Source organism: Pseudomonas sp. GW821-FHT12A04 (genome assembly GCF_058807755.1).
Genome location: NZ_JBXAQZ010000003.1, coordinates 16,260 through 29,536, shown reverse-complemented (window position 1 = coordinate 29,536; position 13,277 = coordinate 16,260). Strand labels below are relative to the sequence as shown.

At 61.6% G+C, this 13,277-nt stretch carries 13 protein-coding genes; 5 read left to right on the top strand and 8 right to left on the bottom strand.

The annotated features are described in order from the left end of the window. Nucleotides 1-9: 9 nt before the first annotated feature. On the bottom strand, nucleotides 10-1,101 hold the full coding sequence (locus AC1RS8_RS05545) for a polyamine ABC transporter substrate-binding protein (protein WP_489338566.1): 1,092 nt from the start codon (nucleotides 1,099-1,101) through the stop codon (nucleotides 10-12). Nucleotides 1,102-1,202: 101 nt separating this feature from the next. On the opposite strand from AC1RS8_RS05545, the gene AC1RS8_RS05540 reads away from it, so the two are divergent. From AC1RS8_RS05540 to AC1RS8_RS05530, 3 genes are all read left to right on the top strand, one after another. Continuing rightward, nucleotides 1,203-2,096 carry a LysR family transcriptional regulator gene (locus AC1RS8_RS05540; RefSeq protein WP_340312027.1) on the top strand — a complete coding sequence of 298 codons (894 nt, stop codon included), beginning with the start codon at nucleotides 1,203-1,205 and terminating at the stop codon, nucleotides 2,094-2,096. 164 nt (nucleotides 2,097-2,260) lie between these two features. Beyond that, nucleotides 2,261-3,367 carry an enoyl-CoA hydratase/isomerase family protein gene (locus tag AC1RS8_RS05535; RefSeq protein WP_489338567.1) on the top strand — a complete coding sequence of 369 codons (1,107 nt, stop codon included), beginning with the start codon at nucleotides 2,261-2,263 and terminating at the stop codon, nucleotides 3,365-3,367. A gap of 3 nt (nucleotides 3,368-3,370) precedes the next feature. Further along, nucleotides 3,371-4,522 (top strand): acyl-CoA dehydrogenase family protein, encoded by a 1,152-nt coding sequence (locus tag AC1RS8_RS05530; protein ID WP_218495564.1) that lies wholly within the window; start codon nucleotides 3,371-3,373, stop codon nucleotides 4,520-4,522. A 178-nt stretch (nucleotides 4,523-4,700) separates the two neighbouring features. Here AC1RS8_RS05530 and AC1RS8_RS05525 read toward each other — a convergent pair whose 3' ends face one another. The 6 genes from AC1RS8_RS05525 to AC1RS8_RS05500 form a co-directional block, all read right to left on the bottom strand. Next, a complete protein-coding gene (locus AC1RS8_RS05525; protein WP_057714717.1) occupies nucleotides 4,701-5,474 on the bottom strand; it encodes an enoyl-CoA hydratase in 774 nt (257 codons plus the stop codon). 13 nt (nucleotides 5,475-5,487) lie between these two features. Beyond that, nucleotides 5,488-6,615: an acyl-CoA dehydrogenase gene (locus AC1RS8_RS05520; RefSeq protein ID WP_057714716.1), complete on the bottom strand. Its 1,128-nt coding sequence runs from the start codon at nucleotides 6,613-6,615 to the stop codon at nucleotides 5,488-5,490. A gap of 140 nt (nucleotides 6,616-6,755) precedes the next feature. Further along, the gene (locus tag AC1RS8_RS05515) at nucleotides 6,756-7,949 is read right to left on the bottom strand and encodes an acetyl-CoA C-acyltransferase (protein WP_057714715.1); all 1,194 of its coding nucleotides are present in this window, start codon (nucleotides 7,947-7,949) and stop codon (nucleotides 6,756-6,758) included. A 12-nt stretch (nucleotides 7,950-7,961) separates the two neighbouring features. After that, nucleotides 7,962-8,723, bottom strand: a complete 762-nt coding sequence (locus AC1RS8_RS05510; protein ID WP_489338569.1) for an SDR family NAD(P)-dependent oxidoreductase — start codon at nucleotides 8,721-8,723, stop codon at nucleotides 7,962-7,964. Nucleotides 8,724-8,739: 16 nt separating this feature from the next. After that, nucleotides 8,740-10,404 (bottom strand): AMP-binding protein, encoded by a 1,665-nt coding sequence (locus tag AC1RS8_RS05505; RefSeq protein WP_489338570.1) that lies wholly within the window; start codon nucleotides 10,402-10,404, stop codon nucleotides 8,740-8,742. A gap of 137 nt (nucleotides 10,405-10,541) precedes the next feature. After that, a complete protein-coding gene (locus AC1RS8_RS05500) occupies nucleotides 10,542-11,465 on the bottom strand; it encodes a carbon-nitrogen hydrolase family protein (RefSeq protein WP_489338571.1) in 924 nt (307 codons plus the stop codon). Nucleotides 11,466-11,549: 84 nt separating this feature from the next. Here AC1RS8_RS05500 and AC1RS8_RS05495 point away from each other — a divergent pair, with 84 nt between their 5' ends. Next, nucleotides 11,550-12,458 (top strand): LysR family transcriptional regulator, encoded by a 909-nt coding sequence (locus tag AC1RS8_RS05495; protein ID WP_090455395.1) that lies wholly within the window; start codon nucleotides 11,550-11,552, stop codon nucleotides 12,456-12,458. A gap of 9 nt (nucleotides 12,459-12,467) precedes the next feature. Here AC1RS8_RS05495 and AC1RS8_RS05490 read toward each other — a convergent pair whose 3' ends face one another. Beyond that, the gene (locus AC1RS8_RS05490; RefSeq protein WP_007970091.1) at nucleotides 12,468-12,722 is read right to left on the bottom strand and encodes a hypothetical protein; all 255 of its coding nucleotides are present in this window, start codon (nucleotides 12,720-12,722) and stop codon (nucleotides 12,468-12,470) included. Between the two features lie 163 nt (nucleotides 12,723-12,885). Here AC1RS8_RS05490 and AC1RS8_RS05485 point away from each other — a divergent pair, with 163 nt between their 5' ends. Continuing rightward, the gene (locus tag AC1RS8_RS05485) at nucleotides 12,886-13,203 is read left to right on the top strand and encodes an ElaB/YgaM/YqjD family protein (RefSeq protein WP_090455397.1); all 318 of its coding nucleotides are present in this window, start codon (nucleotides 12,886-12,888) and stop codon (nucleotides 13,201-13,203) included. Nucleotides 13,204-13,277: the final 74 nt, after the last annotated feature.

Genomic DNA, 13,277 nt, shown 5'->3' with positions numbered 1-13,277 from the left:
CTTTTATAGTTATTGGCGGCTACGGAAAGTGGTCCACAAGCGCGTGCGCAGGCGCATGTCCTTGAGGTTCATGCTGCGGTCGGCGTACAGCCGTTCGCGCACGTCGGCCAGCGGGTAGATGTCCGGATCGGAGCGCACCGCTTCATCCACCAGCGGCGTGGCGGCCTGGTTCGCTGTGGCGAAGAACAAGGTGTTGGTCAGTGCCGCAACGGACTCGGGGCGCAACATGAATTCGATAAAGGTGCGGGCGGCTTCGGGGTGCGGCGCGTCCTTGGGAATCGCCAGGTTGTCCTGCCACACGAGGGTGCCTTCCCTGGGAATCCGGTAGGCAATTTCATAGGGCTTATTGGCTTTGCGTGCCTGGTCGGCGGCCATGCTGGCGTCACCGTTGTAGGTCAACGCCAGGCACACGCTGCCATTGGCCAGATCGCTGATCTGCCGCCCGGTGGCGACGTACAGCACGTTCGGCTGTAGCTGATGCAGCAACGCCTCGGCGGCTGACAGATCATTCTTGTCCGTGCTGTAGGGATCTTTACCCAGGTAATGCAGCGCCAGTCCGATCACCTCCTGGGGCGAGTCGAGAATGGCGATGCCGCAGTCCTTCAACTTGCTCGCGTACTCGGGTTTGAACAGCAGGTCCAGGCTATTGAGCGGCACGTCCGGCAAGCGCTGCTTGATCGCCTCGACGTTCATGCCCAATCCCAGCGTGCCCCAAGTATAAGGCACGCCATAGCGGTTGCCGGGATCGACAGCGGCGAGTTTTTCCAGCAAGTCCGGATCGAGGTTGGCGTAACCCTTGAGTCCTTCGTGGGAAATCGGTTTCAACGCCCCGGCTGCAAGCCCCCGGGCCAGCACACTGGAGGACGGCACCACCACGTCATAACCGCTGCCGCCGGTGAGCAGCTTGGTCTCCAGTACTTCCGAAGAATCGAAGGTGTCGTAGCGCACATGGATGCCGGTTTCCTGCTCGAACCGCTGCAGGGTTTCGGGGGCCACGTAATCGGCCCAACTGTACAGATTGACCACCTTGTCTTCGGCCTGGGCCGAAACAGCCACGGCGAGCAACAGCGCGGGTAAACACAGCTTGAACATGGGAGCCATGACGAACACCTGACCAGAGGAAGTGGTTGCAGGATGCGTCGTCGGATACATTGGTAAAATATCAAGTTAATTAACCTGACTTTATGACGGAGTAATGTTTGATGCTCGGCCAACTCCATGATCTGGACCTGCAGTTGTTGCGTCTGTTTGTCAGCGTGGTGGAGTGCGGCGGTTTCAGTGCCGCACAGGGTGAGCTGGGGTTGAGCCAGTCGAGCATCAGCCAGCAAATGGCCAAGCTGGAAACCCGCCTTGGCTATCGCCTGTGCAGTCGCGGCAAGGGCGGATTCAAGGTCACCGCCAAGGGCGAACAACTCCTCAGCGCCACCCGTGGATTGTTCGAGTCCATCGAAGCCTTCCGCCATCAATCCAACGGCGTGGCCGGGCGCTTGATCGGTGAAGTGCGCCTGGGTCTGTCCGAAGCCCTGGATCAATCGGTGCTGCAACGGGTGGCCGAGGCGATCCGGCGCTTCCGTGAGCGGGACGAGTCAGTGCGCATCGAACTGATCAGCGCCATGCCCGGCGAAATGGAGCGCTTGCTACTGCAACAGCGGCTGGACCTGGCGATCGGCTATTTCTCGCAAGTGCAAAGCGCGTTTGACTACCGCCAATTGTTCATTGAAACCCAGCATCTGTATTGCGCCCCCGGCCATCCGCTGTTCACCAACCCGGCCCCCTGCGATCAGGATCTGCAGGCCAGCGACCGGGTCGATCACCCCTACCGTTTCCTGCGCAGTGACGAACCCTTCCAGGGCAAGCTGTGTTCGGCGCGCTCGGAACAAGTCGAAGGCACCCTCGCCTTTATCCTTTCCGGCAAGCATGTCGGTTATTTGCCCAGCCACTTCGCCCATGCCTGGGAAAACAAGGGTTTGCTCAGGGCCGTGCGTCGAGGCGACATGAGTTTCGATGTCGCGTTTCATCTGGCCCGGCACCGGGCGCAAGTGGCCGGCGATGCACAAAAGGCATTCGAAGAGGATCTGCTCGCGGCGTTTGCCTGACTACGTCGTGGTCTACGCTGTAACAATGCCGGACACTATCATGCAAAAATGCACAGATAACCTGCACTTATCCGGGTTGTACAAGGCAAATTTGCACTGATACGATCCGCCATCGCTCGCGCGCGAGCATCTTGATAAAGAACAATAAAAGCAGGGAGTTAGTGATGACTGCTCAGGTTTTTTCTCCCGGGACTCAGTCCATGGATGCCATGCAAAACGAAGTGCTGGCCGAGGTTCGCAACCACATTGGTCACCTGACCCTCAACCGCCCCGCCGGCCTCAATGCCCTCACCCTGGACATGGTGCGCAACCTGCACTGCCAGCTCGACGCCTGGGCCCAGGATTCGCAAGTCCATGCCGTGGTCTTGCGCGGTGCCGGGGAAAAAGCCTTCTGCGCCGGCGGCGACATTCGCTCGCTGCATGACAGCTTCAAAAGCGGCGACACCCTGCACGAAGATTTCTTTGTCGAGGAATACGCCCTCGACCTCGCGATCCACCACTACCGCAAACCGGTGCTGGCCCTGATGGACGGTTTTGTCCTCGGCGGTGGCATGGGCCTGGTGCAAGGCGCAGACCTGCGCGTGGTCACAGAGAAAAGCCGCTTGGCCATGCCGGAAGTCGGCATCGGCTATTTCCCGGACGTCGGCGGCAGTTACTTCCTGCCGCGCATCCCCGGTGAACTGGGGATTTACCTCGGCGTCAGCGGCGTGCAGATTCGCGCCGCCGATGCGCTGTATTGCGGCCTGGCCGACTGGTACCTGGAAAGCGACAAGCTTGGCGTCCTGGACGAAAAACTCGACCAGCTCGAATGGCACGATACGCCGCTCAAGGACCTGCAAGGCCTGCTGGCGAAATTCGCCGTGCAGCAACTGCCCGATGCGCCACTGGCGACTTTGCGCCCGGCCATCGACCACTTCTTCGCCCAACCCGATGTGCCGAGTATTGTGGAACAACTACGCCAGGTAACGGTCGCCGACAGCCATGAGTGGGCCGTCACCACCGCCGACCTGCTGGAAACCCGCTCGCCGCTGGCGATGGCCGTGACCCTGGAAATGCTCCGTCGCGGACGCGAGCTGCCCCTAGAACAATGTTTCGCCCTTGAGCTGCACCTGGACCGTCAGTGGTTCGAGCGCGGCGACCTGATCGAAGGCGTGCGCGCCTTGCTGATCGACAAAGACAAGACACCGCGCTGGAACCCGCCCACCCTCCAGGCACTGGACGCCGAACACGTGGCGAGCTTCTTCAGCGAGTTTGACCGGAGCGAGAGCTGAGCCATGCACGATATCGAATTGAGTGAAGAACAAGTCATGATCCGCGACATGGCCCGGGATTTTGCCCGCGGCGAAATCGCGCCCCATGCCCAGGCCTGGGAAAAGGCCGGCTGGATCGATGACGGTCTGGTGGCGAAAATGGGCGAACTGGGCTTGCTGGGCATGGTGGTCCCCGAGGAATGGGGCGGCACCTATGTCGACTATGTGGCCTATGCACTGGCGGTAGAAGAAATTTCCGCCGGCGACGGTGCTACCGGCGCCTTCATGAGCATCCACAACTCCGTGGGCTGTGGGCCGGTGCTCAACTACGGCAGTGAAGAACAGAAGCAGACCTGGCTGGCGGACCTTGCCAGCGGCCAGGTCATCGGCTGTTTCTGCCTGACCGAACCCCAGGCCGGTTCCGAGGCGCACAACCTGCGCACCCGCGCCGAACTGCGCGACGGCCAGTGGGTGATCAATGGCGCCAAACAATTCGTCAGCAACGGCAAGCGCGCCAAACTGGCGATTGTGTTTGCCGTGACCGATCCGGACCTGGGCAAACGTGGCATTTCGGCGTTCCTGGTACCGACCGACACCGCCGGTTTTATCGTCGACCGCACCGAACACAAGATGGGCATCCGTGCTTCCGACACCTGCGCGGTGACCCTGAACAACTGCACCATCCCCGAAGCCAATTTGCTGGGCGAACGCGGCAAGGGCCTGGCCATCGCCTTGTCCAACCTCGAAGGTGGCCGCATCGGCATCGCCGCCCAGGCACTGGGCATCGCCCGCGCAGCGTTTGAGGCGGCACTGGCTTATTCCCGTGATCGTGTGCAGTTTGGCAAAACGATCAATGAACACCAGAGCATCGCCAACCTGCTGGCCGACATGCACATGCAGTTGAACGCCGCGCGACTGATGATCCTGCATGCCGCACGCCTGCGCACGGCCGGCAAGCCCTGTCTGTCGGAGGCGTCACAAGCCAAGCTGTTTGCGTCGGAAATGGCGGAAAAGGTCTGCTCGTCCGCGATTCAGATTCATGGCGGATACGGGTATCTGGAAGACTATCCGGTGGAGAAGTACTACCGGGATGCGCGGATCACGCAGATCTACGAAGGGTCGAGCGAAATTCAGCGAATGGTGATTGCCCGCGAGCTGAAGAACTACCTGGTGTAATGCCCTGTAGGAGCGAGCTCGCTCGCGATGGTGGCCAACGATAACGCGGGGTACCTGAATCAACCCGGTGCCCTCAGGTTTTTCGCGAGCAGGCTCGCTCCTACAAGAGGATCTCATAAACGCTGAGGTCCAATGTGGGAGCGAGCCTGCTCGCGATGAGGCCCGAAAGACCGCTACTTTACTTACCTTGGAACTCAGCCTCACGCTTGGCAATGAACGCCGCCATCCCTTCCTTCTGATCCTGCGTCGCAAACGCCGCATGGAACACCCGACGCTCAAAGCGCACGCCTTCGGCCAGGCTCACTTCAAAGGCACGGTTGACGCTTTCCTTGACCATCATCGCAATCGGCAACGATTTTTTAGCGATCAACGCGGCGACTTTCAGCGCTTCATCCAGCAGCTCATCGCTCGGCACGATACGCGCCACGATGCCGCAACGTTCCGCTTCCACGGCATCGATCAAGCGGCCGCTCAGGCACATTTCCATGGCCTTGGCCTTGCCCACGGCGCGGGTCAGGCGCTGGGTGCCGCCCATACCCGGCAACACGCCGAGGTTGATTTCCGGCTGGCCGAATCTGGCGTTGTCACCGGCCAGGATGAAATCGCACATCAACGCCAGCTCACAGCCGCCGCCCAGGGCGAAACCGTTGACCGCCGCGATGATCGGCTTGCGGCGGTTGGCCACGCGATCGCTGTCGCTGAACAGGTCGTCGATATAGATTTGCGGATAGGTCAGCTCCGCCATTTCCTTGATGTCGGCACCGGCGGCAAAGGCTTTTTTCGAACCGGTCAGGACGATACAGCCGATGTTCGAGTCAGCCTCGAAGCCATCAAGGGCCTGGTTCAGTTCGCTGACGATCTGCGCATTCAACGCATTCAGCGCTTGTGGACGGTTGAGGGTGATCAGGCCAACGCGGCCGTGGGTTTCCAGCAAAATCGTTTCGTAGCTCACAGGGGACTCCTTCTTATAAATTGCGCGAAATGACCATGCGTTGAATATCGCTGGTGCCTTCGTAGATCTGGCAGACCCGTACGTCGCGGTAGATCCGCTCCACCGGGAAGTCGTTGAGGTAACCGTAACCGCCCAGGGTTTGCAGCGCCGAGGAGCATACCTTCTCGGCCATTTCCGAGGCGAACAACTTGGCCATCGACGCTTCGACCAGGGCCGGTTTGCCACTGTCACGCAGAGCGGCGGCGTAGTGCACCATTTGGCGCGCCACGGCGATCTGGGTCGCCATGTCCGCCAGGCGGAAGGCCACGGCCTGGTGCTCGATGATCGGCTTGCCGAAGCTCTCGCGCTCACGGGCGTAATCGCGCGCCGCTTCGAACGCGGCACGGGCCATGCCCACCGATTGCGAAGCGATGCCGACGCGGCCGCCTTCAAGGTTGGCCAGGGCAATTCTGTAGCCTTCGCCCTCCTCGCCCAAGCGATTGGCCAGCGGCACCTTCACGTCTTCGAAGAGGATCTGGCAGGTGTCGGACGCATGCTGGCCGAGTTTGTCTTCAACCCGCGCGACTTTGTAGCCCGGCGAATCGGTCGGCACTATAAAGGCGCTGATGCCACGTTTGCCGGCACTCGGATCGGTCACCGCAAACACGATCACCACCCCGGCATTCTGCCCGGAGGTGATGAACTGCTTGCAGCCGTTGAGCACATAATGATCGCCTTCCAGGCGCGCACGGGTTTTCAGGCCGCTGGCGTCGGAACCGGCCTGGGGCTCGGTCAGCGCAAAGGCACCGAGCATCGCACCGCTGGCCAGCGGTTTGAGGAAGCGCTCTTTCTGCTCATCGGTGCCGTAGTTGAGGATCGGTACGCAACCCACGGAGTTGTGCACGCTCATGATGGTCGAGCAGGCACCATCGCCGGCGGCGATTTCTTCCAGCGCCATGGCATAGGCCAGGTAACCGGTGTCGCATCCGCCCCACTGCTCCGGCACCAGCATGCCGAAGAAGCCCAGCCCGGCCATTTCGCCGATGGCTTCCTTGGGAAAACGGTGCTCGCGGTCCCACTCGGCAGCGAAGGGCTTAAGCCGTTCCTGGGCAAAGTCCCGGGCCATGTCACGGATTTGTTGTTGGTCGTCATTGGGGATCATGGTGAATCCTTAAATCAAGCTAAATGCGAAACCCTGTGGGAGCGAGCTTGCTCGCGATGGGGCCGTGTCAGTCAACTTTATTGCTATCTGACCCACCGCTATCGCGAGCAAGCTCGCTCCCACAGGGATTGGTGTTGGCCTCAGTAGAGGCATTCCACGGCCATCGCCGTCGCTTCACCGCCGCCAATGCAGATCGCCGCAACACCACGTTTGAGGCCTTTCTGGCGCAGGGCCGAAAGCAGGGTCACCAGAATCCGCGCACCGGACGCACCGATCGGGTGCCCGAGGGCGCAAGCACCGCCGTGCACGTTGAGTTTCTCGTGAGGGATTTCCAGATGAGTCATCGCGGCCATGCCGACCACGGCGAAGGCTTCGTTGACTTCCACCAGATCCACGTCATTGAGCGACCAGCCGGTTTTCTTCATCAACTTCTTGATTGCACCAATCGGTGCCACCGGGAACAGGCCCGGAGTGTCGGCGAACGCAGCGTGGCCATGAATCACCGCCAAGGGTTTCAGGCCTTGTTTCTGTGCCTGGGACTGGCGCATCAGCACCAGCGCGGCGGCACCGTCGGAGATCGAACTGGAGTTGGCCGCCGTCACCGTACCGCCTTCGCGGAATGCCGGCTTCAGCGAAGCAATCTTGTCCAGCCTGGCTTTTGGCGGCTGCTCGTCGTTGCTGATCACCACCTGCTCTTTGCCGACCGTCACGGTCAGCGGCACGATTTCGGCCTTGAAGCTGCCGTCCTTGATCGCCTGTTGCGCGCGAGTGGTCGAGGCAATGGCAAATGCGTCCTGGGCTTCCCGGCTGAAGCCGTTGGTTTCAGCGCAATCTTCGGCGAAGGTGCCCATCAGGCGGCCCTTGTCGTAGGCGTCTTCGAGGCCGTCCAGGAACATCGAGTCCTGCACCCGACCATGGCCCATGCGGTATCCGGCACGGGCGCGATCCAGCAGGTAAGGCGCGTTGGACATGCTTTCCATGCCACCGGCAACCACCACGTCGGCACTGCCCGCCAGCAGCATGTCATGGGCCAGAATCGCCGCTTCCATGCCGGAGCCGCACATCTTGTTCAGGGTGGTGCAGCGGGTGGATTTATCCAGCCCCGCGCCCAGCGCCGCCTGACGCGCAGGGGCCTGACCAAGGCCTGCCGGCAGCACGCAGCCGAACAGCACTTCGTCGACGCTATCACTGGCAACACCGGCACGTTCGACGGCGGCCTTGATGGCGGCCGCACCGAGTTGCGGTGCGGTCAGGCTTTTCAGTTCGCCCTGGAAACCGCCCATCGGGGTGCGGACGGCGCTGACGATAACAATTGGATCGTTGGACATTGTCATGACAAATCCTCCTTACTTGGCGGCCATACGCAAGGCACCGTCGAGACGGATCACCTCGCCATTGAGCATGCTGTTTTCAATAATATGCTTGACCAGCCCGGCATACTCGCTCGGTTTGCCCAAACGCGGCGGGAATGGCACGCCAGCGGCCAGGGAATCGCGGACTTCCTGGGTCATGCCGGCCATCATCGGCGTCTCGAAGATGCCGGGGGCGATCGTCATGACACGGATGCCGAAGCGCGCCAGCTCACGGGCCGCCGGCAAGGTCAGGCTGACAATCGCGCCCTTGGACGCCGAGTAAGCCGCCTGGCCGATCTGGCCGTCGTAAGCCGCGGCAGACGCCGTGTTGATGATCACGCCGCGCTCGCCATCGGCATCCGCTTCGGTCTCGGCAATCGCCGCGGCCGCAAGGCGCAGCATGTTGAAGCTGCCGATCAGGTTGACGTTGATCACCTGGCTGAAACTGGCCAGCGCGTGTGGACCGTTCTTGCCGAGAATCTTCTCGCCACGCACGATGCCGGCGCAATTGACCAGGCCATTGAGGCCGCCAAAGGCCTTGACCGTTGCCTGCACGGCTGCTTCGGCCGCTGCTTCGTTGCTGATGTCCGCCACCACGCTTTGTGCACCAAGGCGCTGGGCCTGGGCTGCAACGGCTTCGGCGTTCATGTCCACCAGCATCACTTTGGCGCCGGCGGCAACCAGCACCTCGGCGGTGGCGGCACCGAGGCCGGAAGCGCCACCGGTGACGATAAAAATCTTGTTCTGGATCTGCATCATTAATTCCCTGGATTCAAGCTGGAAGGTTCTTCGCCGCGGCCTCTTGAGCCTTGGCGATTTCCTGGTTGCGCAAGATAAAGCGCTGCAATTTGCCGCTGGGGGTTTTCGGCAATTCGCTGACAAATTCGATTTCACGGGGATACGAGTGCGCCGCCAGACGCTTGCGCACGTGCTGGCGCAGCTCTTCGGCCAACTCGGAGGCGGCGCGGTATTGCGGGCTGAGCACGACGAACGCCTTGACCAGTTCGGTGCGCTCCGGATCGGGCTTGCCGACCACGGCGGCCTCGACCACGGCCGGGTGTTCGATCAGCGCACTTTCCACGTCGAAGGGACCTACCCGGTAGCCGGAGGTGGTGATCACGTCATCACTGCGACCGACGAAGCTGATGCTGCCGTCCGGGTTCCACTCCACGGTGTCGCCACTCAAATAGTAGTTGCCGACAAAGGCCTTGGTCGGCCCGCCTTCGTAGCCAGCGAACCAGCACATCGGCGACTGGCTGCGGTCGATGGCCAGGATGCCCGGCTGCCCAACGCCGAGTTCCTTGTAGTCGTCGTCCAGTACCACAATACGGTGGCCCGGCGAGGCGAAACCGGCGGCGCCCATGTGAATCGGGTGCTCCAGGCCGTGGTGGTTGCACAGCACCATGCCCAGTTCGGTCTGGCCGTAGTGGTCGTGGATGACCACGTCGAGGTTATCGGCGAACCAGCGGATCACTTCCGGGTTCAGCGGCTCACCGGCGCTGCTGACGATACGCAGCTTGCCCTTGATCGACTTGGCGAATTCATCGCCGCCGGCAATCAGCAAGCGGTAGGCCGTGGGCGAACCGGTGAGGTTGGTGATCCCGTATTTGTTGATCACCCGGCAGGTGCTTTCGAGGGTGAACGGGCCATCGTAAAAGGTGATCGGATGGCCCATGGACATTGGCCCCGTGACACCGAAATAAATGCCGTAGGCCCAGCCCGGGTCGGCGACGTTCCAGAAGGCGTCTTCCGGGCGCAGATCCACCGCATCGCGGGTGTAGCTCTGGAACGCTACGATGGCCTTGAGTGGCACCGACAGCGCTTTCGACGGGCCGGTGGTGCCCGAGGTGAACATCAGCAGGAACGGATCTTCGCCGGTCAGCAGCACCGGTTCACAGTCGGCGGAATAGTTGGCCAGTTCCGCCCAGAAACTGAAATCGCCATGCACCAGGCCCTGCCCTTTGGCACCGGTGACAGTCACGATGGTCGGGCAATCGGCGACTTCGGCGAGTTTCGGCCGGTTCACTGCATCGGTCACCACCACTTTGGCGCCAGAGCTGCCCAAGCGGTGCTCGATGGCCTTGGGGCCGAATGCGGTAAACAGCGGTTGATACACTGCGCCGATGCGCCAGGTGGCGAACACGGTGATCAACAGTTCGATATTGCGGGGCAACAGGCCGGCGACCTTGTCGCCTTTCTTCACGCCCTGGGCCAGCAGGTAGTTGGCGAAACGCGCGGCCTTGTCCTGCAAGTCGGTGAAGGTGTACGAAGCACCAGCGCCATCGCGTCCTTCCCAGAACAGCGCGATGCGACCCGGCAAGGCATGCCGGTCACAGCATTCGACACAGGCGTTGAGGGCCGTCAAGTCGCCCGCGAGCGCGGCATCGACGGTGTGCTGATAATTGAACTGAGAAGTAGCAGACAAGTAATCGCGCATTGCCAGAATCCCACTGTGTTTTTTATTAGGTTGGGGGGAACCGTAATCAACAGGGAAATACTCGCTCTGCGCGGGTTACCGGGCAATGGTCAAAGCTATCAAGTTGTCTGACTGCTTTGGCCAAAGCCCGCTGGGCATCAGGAGGTGAAGCGCACCCCGGGCCTGGCGCGTTCGTCCACGATCAGTTCGAACACATCCGGCCGCGCGTAGTGGCCGACCACGTCATAGTCGTAGCGGGCGCGCACCAAGTCGTCGGTGTCGATTTGCGCGGTGAGCAACCCGGCACTGTCGCGCAACGGTCCGGCGAGGATGTCGCCCATGGGACCTACGATCACACTGCCACCGGCAATCAACGGTCGATCCGCCGGCCAGTTGGCGATGTCCAGGCCCAGGGCCTGGGGCGATGCCTGGACCTGGCAGGCGCTGACCACGAAACAGCGCCCCTCATGGGCAATGTGGCGCATGCTGACTTGCCACATCTCCCGTTCGTCCACGGTCGGCGCGCACCATACCTCCACGCCTTTGGCGTACATCGCCGTGCGCAGCAGCGGCATCATGTTTTCCCAGCACACCAGCGCACCGACACGCCCGACCTGGCTGTCGATCACCGGCAAGGTCGAGCCATCGCCCTTGCCCCAGATCAGCCGTTCGGTGCCGGTGGGCATCAGTTTGCGGTGTTTGGCCACCAGCCCGGCCTGCGGATCGAAGTACAGCGCGGTGCAGTACAAGGTGCTGCCGGCGCGCTCGATCACACCGATCACCAGATTGGCCCCGGTGCGTGCGGACAGTGCCGCCAACGCCTCGGTTTCCGCACCGGGTACGTCGATGGCATTGGCAAAATAGTGGGCAAAGGCTTCGCGCCCTTGCGGCAGGCGATAACCCAATTGCGTACCAAAGCCTTCGCCTTTGGGATAACCGCCCAGCAGCGCTTCCGGCATCACCACCAACCCGGCGCCGGATTCGATGATTGCGTTTTCATAGGACAGGATCTGTTCCAGGGTTTCAGCCTTGCCGCCGGGCAAGGCGCCGATCTGCAGGGCCGCGACAATTGATTTGGCCATCTTGGAAACTCCATTCGCATCAGGTGTTGCTCATTCTCCGGCGTCAGGCAATCATCAATAAAGACCGACTCACTGCTGAATGATATGAACCAAATGAATATCACCGACGTCGACCTCAACCTGCTCAAAGTCTTCGAAGCGCTGCACGAAGAGTCCAGCGCCAGCCGTGCCGCGCTGCGCCTGGGCGTGACGCAATCGGCCGTCAGCGCGGCCTTGCGTCGCTTGCGCGAGCTGTATGGCGATCAGCTGTTCGTGCGCACCGGACGCGGCCTGGCCCCCTCGCTCAAGGCCAATCAGCTCAAACCAGTGGTCAGCGATGCCCTGAACAAATGCCGGCAGAGCCTGGCGATGGTCGATCCGACTGCGCAACAGTACGAAGGTCGCTCGGTCACGGTCGGCATGTCGGATGATTTCGAGATTGCCTACGGCCGGCGGCTGATCGAAGAGATCGCCCGTTGCGCGCCGAAACTGCGGCTGATTTTCCGCCAGACCCACAGCCAGATCGTCGCCCAGGCGTTGATGGAGCGCAGTATTGACCTGGCGATTGCCGCGGGCGGGTTTGCCGAGCGGTTGCTCAGCCGTCAGGTGCTGGGGGAAGGTGGCTATCTGTGCCTGGTGGACCCGTCGAGCCTGGTCGAGGGCCAGCAGAGCATCGGTCTCGAGGAGTTTGTGGCCCGCGAACACATTCTGGTGTCGTCCGGCGGTTTTATCGGGATTACCGATGAGGGATTGGCGGCGCTGGGGCTGAGCCGGAGGGTGTGCGCCTCGACCACGCATTTTGCCGCGTTGCCGCACTTGCTAAAAGGCAGTCGGGCGGTGGCGACCATTCCGGCCCATGCCGCCCAAAGCATCGCAACGCTCAGCGGGCTGGCGCTGCTGCCCTGCCCCCTGGCGTTGCCGCGCTACCCGATCGAACTGGGCTGGCGGACCAGCACCCAGCTCGACCCGGTGCTCTTGAAAGTGCGCGAGGCAATCGTCGCGAGTTTCGCCTGACAGCCGTTGTTACTTGTTGGCCGCCATCAGGCGATTGACTTCACTGCGCACCATGTTGGCGTATTCCGGCGGCGACATGCCGTCCAGTTCGGCGCGCACCCATTCGGCCCATTTGCCTTTGCGCTTGGCCCGTTCGCCGAACAACCGCGCAGCCTCACCCTTGGCCTTGCCCAGGTTGTTTTGCCAGAGTTCGAACAGACGGGATTTCTCGTCTTCTAGCGCTGCGCGCTCGGCGAGGGGTTTGTCGGCCAGATTGAAGCTCATGGGAATTTCCTGCTGCGTAAAATAGGCGACATCTTACACTGTAGGACGAAAGGTCCTGCGCCGGTTTTCAGCAAGATGGCCTCCCCGGGCAAAATAGCTGCAACTTTTCCGACGACGGCAGACTCCATTGTTCACTGTCCACTTACCTGCAAGGAGTACTTCAATGGCCCGCAAAACCGCCGTGCAAGCCGCCGAAGATCAAATCAAGGATCAAGCCTTCAGCGAACTTCAAACGCTGATCGAAGAATCGGAAAAGCTGCTGAAAAGCAGCGCCTCGCTGGTCGGGGAAGAAGCAGAGACCCTTCGTGGACAAATCGCCCTGAAACTCCGACAGGCAGGGGATTCGGTGAGCAGCGTACGCGACCGCACCCTGCCCGCGGTCGAGGCCACTGAAACCTATATCGGCGGGCATCCGTGGCAAACCGTGGCGATTTCAGCCGGGTTCGGCCTGGTGGTGGGGTTGCTGCTGGGTCGTCGCTAAGCACGCGATCTGTCAGCCATGAATCCCCCCTGTGGGAGCGAGCTCGCTCCCACAGGGGATTGCGGCATATCTCA

What these genes read in the sequence shown, in the direction of transcription:
- AC1RS8_RS05545 (WP_489338566.1), bottom strand. Translation starts at nt 1,101, where the DNA reads ATGGCTCCCATGTTCAAGCTGTGTTTACCCGCGCTGTTGCTCGCCGTG.
- AC1RS8_RS05540 (WP_340312027.1), top strand. Translation starts at nt 1,203, where the DNA reads ATGCTCGGCCAACTCCATGATCTGGACCTGCAGTTGTTGCGTCTGTTT.
- AC1RS8_RS05535 (WP_489338567.1), top strand. Translation starts at nt 2,261, where the DNA reads ATGACTGCTCAGGTTTTTTCTCCCGGGACTCAGTCCATGGATGCCATG.
- AC1RS8_RS05530 (WP_218495564.1), top strand. Translation starts at nt 3,371, where the DNA reads ATGCACGATATCGAATTGAGTGAAGAACAAGTCATGATCCGCGACATG.
- AC1RS8_RS05520 (WP_057714716.1), bottom strand. Translation starts at nt 6,615, where the DNA reads ATGATCCCCAATGACGACCAACAACAAATCCGTGACATGGCCCGGGAC.
- AC1RS8_RS05515 (WP_057714715.1), bottom strand. Translation starts at nt 7,949, where the DNA reads ATGACAATGTCCAACGATCCAATTGTTATCGTCAGCGCCGTCCGCACC.
- AC1RS8_RS05510 (WP_489338569.1), bottom strand. Translation starts at nt 8,723, where the DNA reads ATGCAGATCCAGAACAAGATTTTTATCGTCACCGGTGGCGCTTCCGGC.
- AC1RS8_RS05505 (WP_489338570.1), bottom strand. Translation starts at nt 10,404, where the DNA reads ATGCGCGATTACTTGTCTGCTACTTCTCAGTTCAATTATCAGCACACC.
- AC1RS8_RS05500 (WP_489338571.1), bottom strand. Translation starts at nt 11,465, where the DNA reads ATGGCCAAATCAATTGTCGCGGCCCTGCAGATCGGCGCCTTGCCCGGC.
- AC1RS8_RS05495 (WP_090455395.1), top strand. Translation starts at nt 11,550, where the DNA reads ATGAACCAAATGAATATCACCGACGTCGACCTCAACCTGCTCAAAGTC.
- AC1RS8_RS05490 (WP_007970091.1), bottom strand. Translation starts at nt 12,722, where the DNA reads ATGAGCTTCAATCTGGCCGACAAACCCCTCGCCGAGCGCGCAGCGCTA.
- AC1RS8_RS05485 (WP_090455397.1), top strand. Translation starts at nt 12,886, where the DNA reads ATGGCCCGCAAAACCGCCGTGCAAGCCGCCGAAGATCAAATCAAGGAT.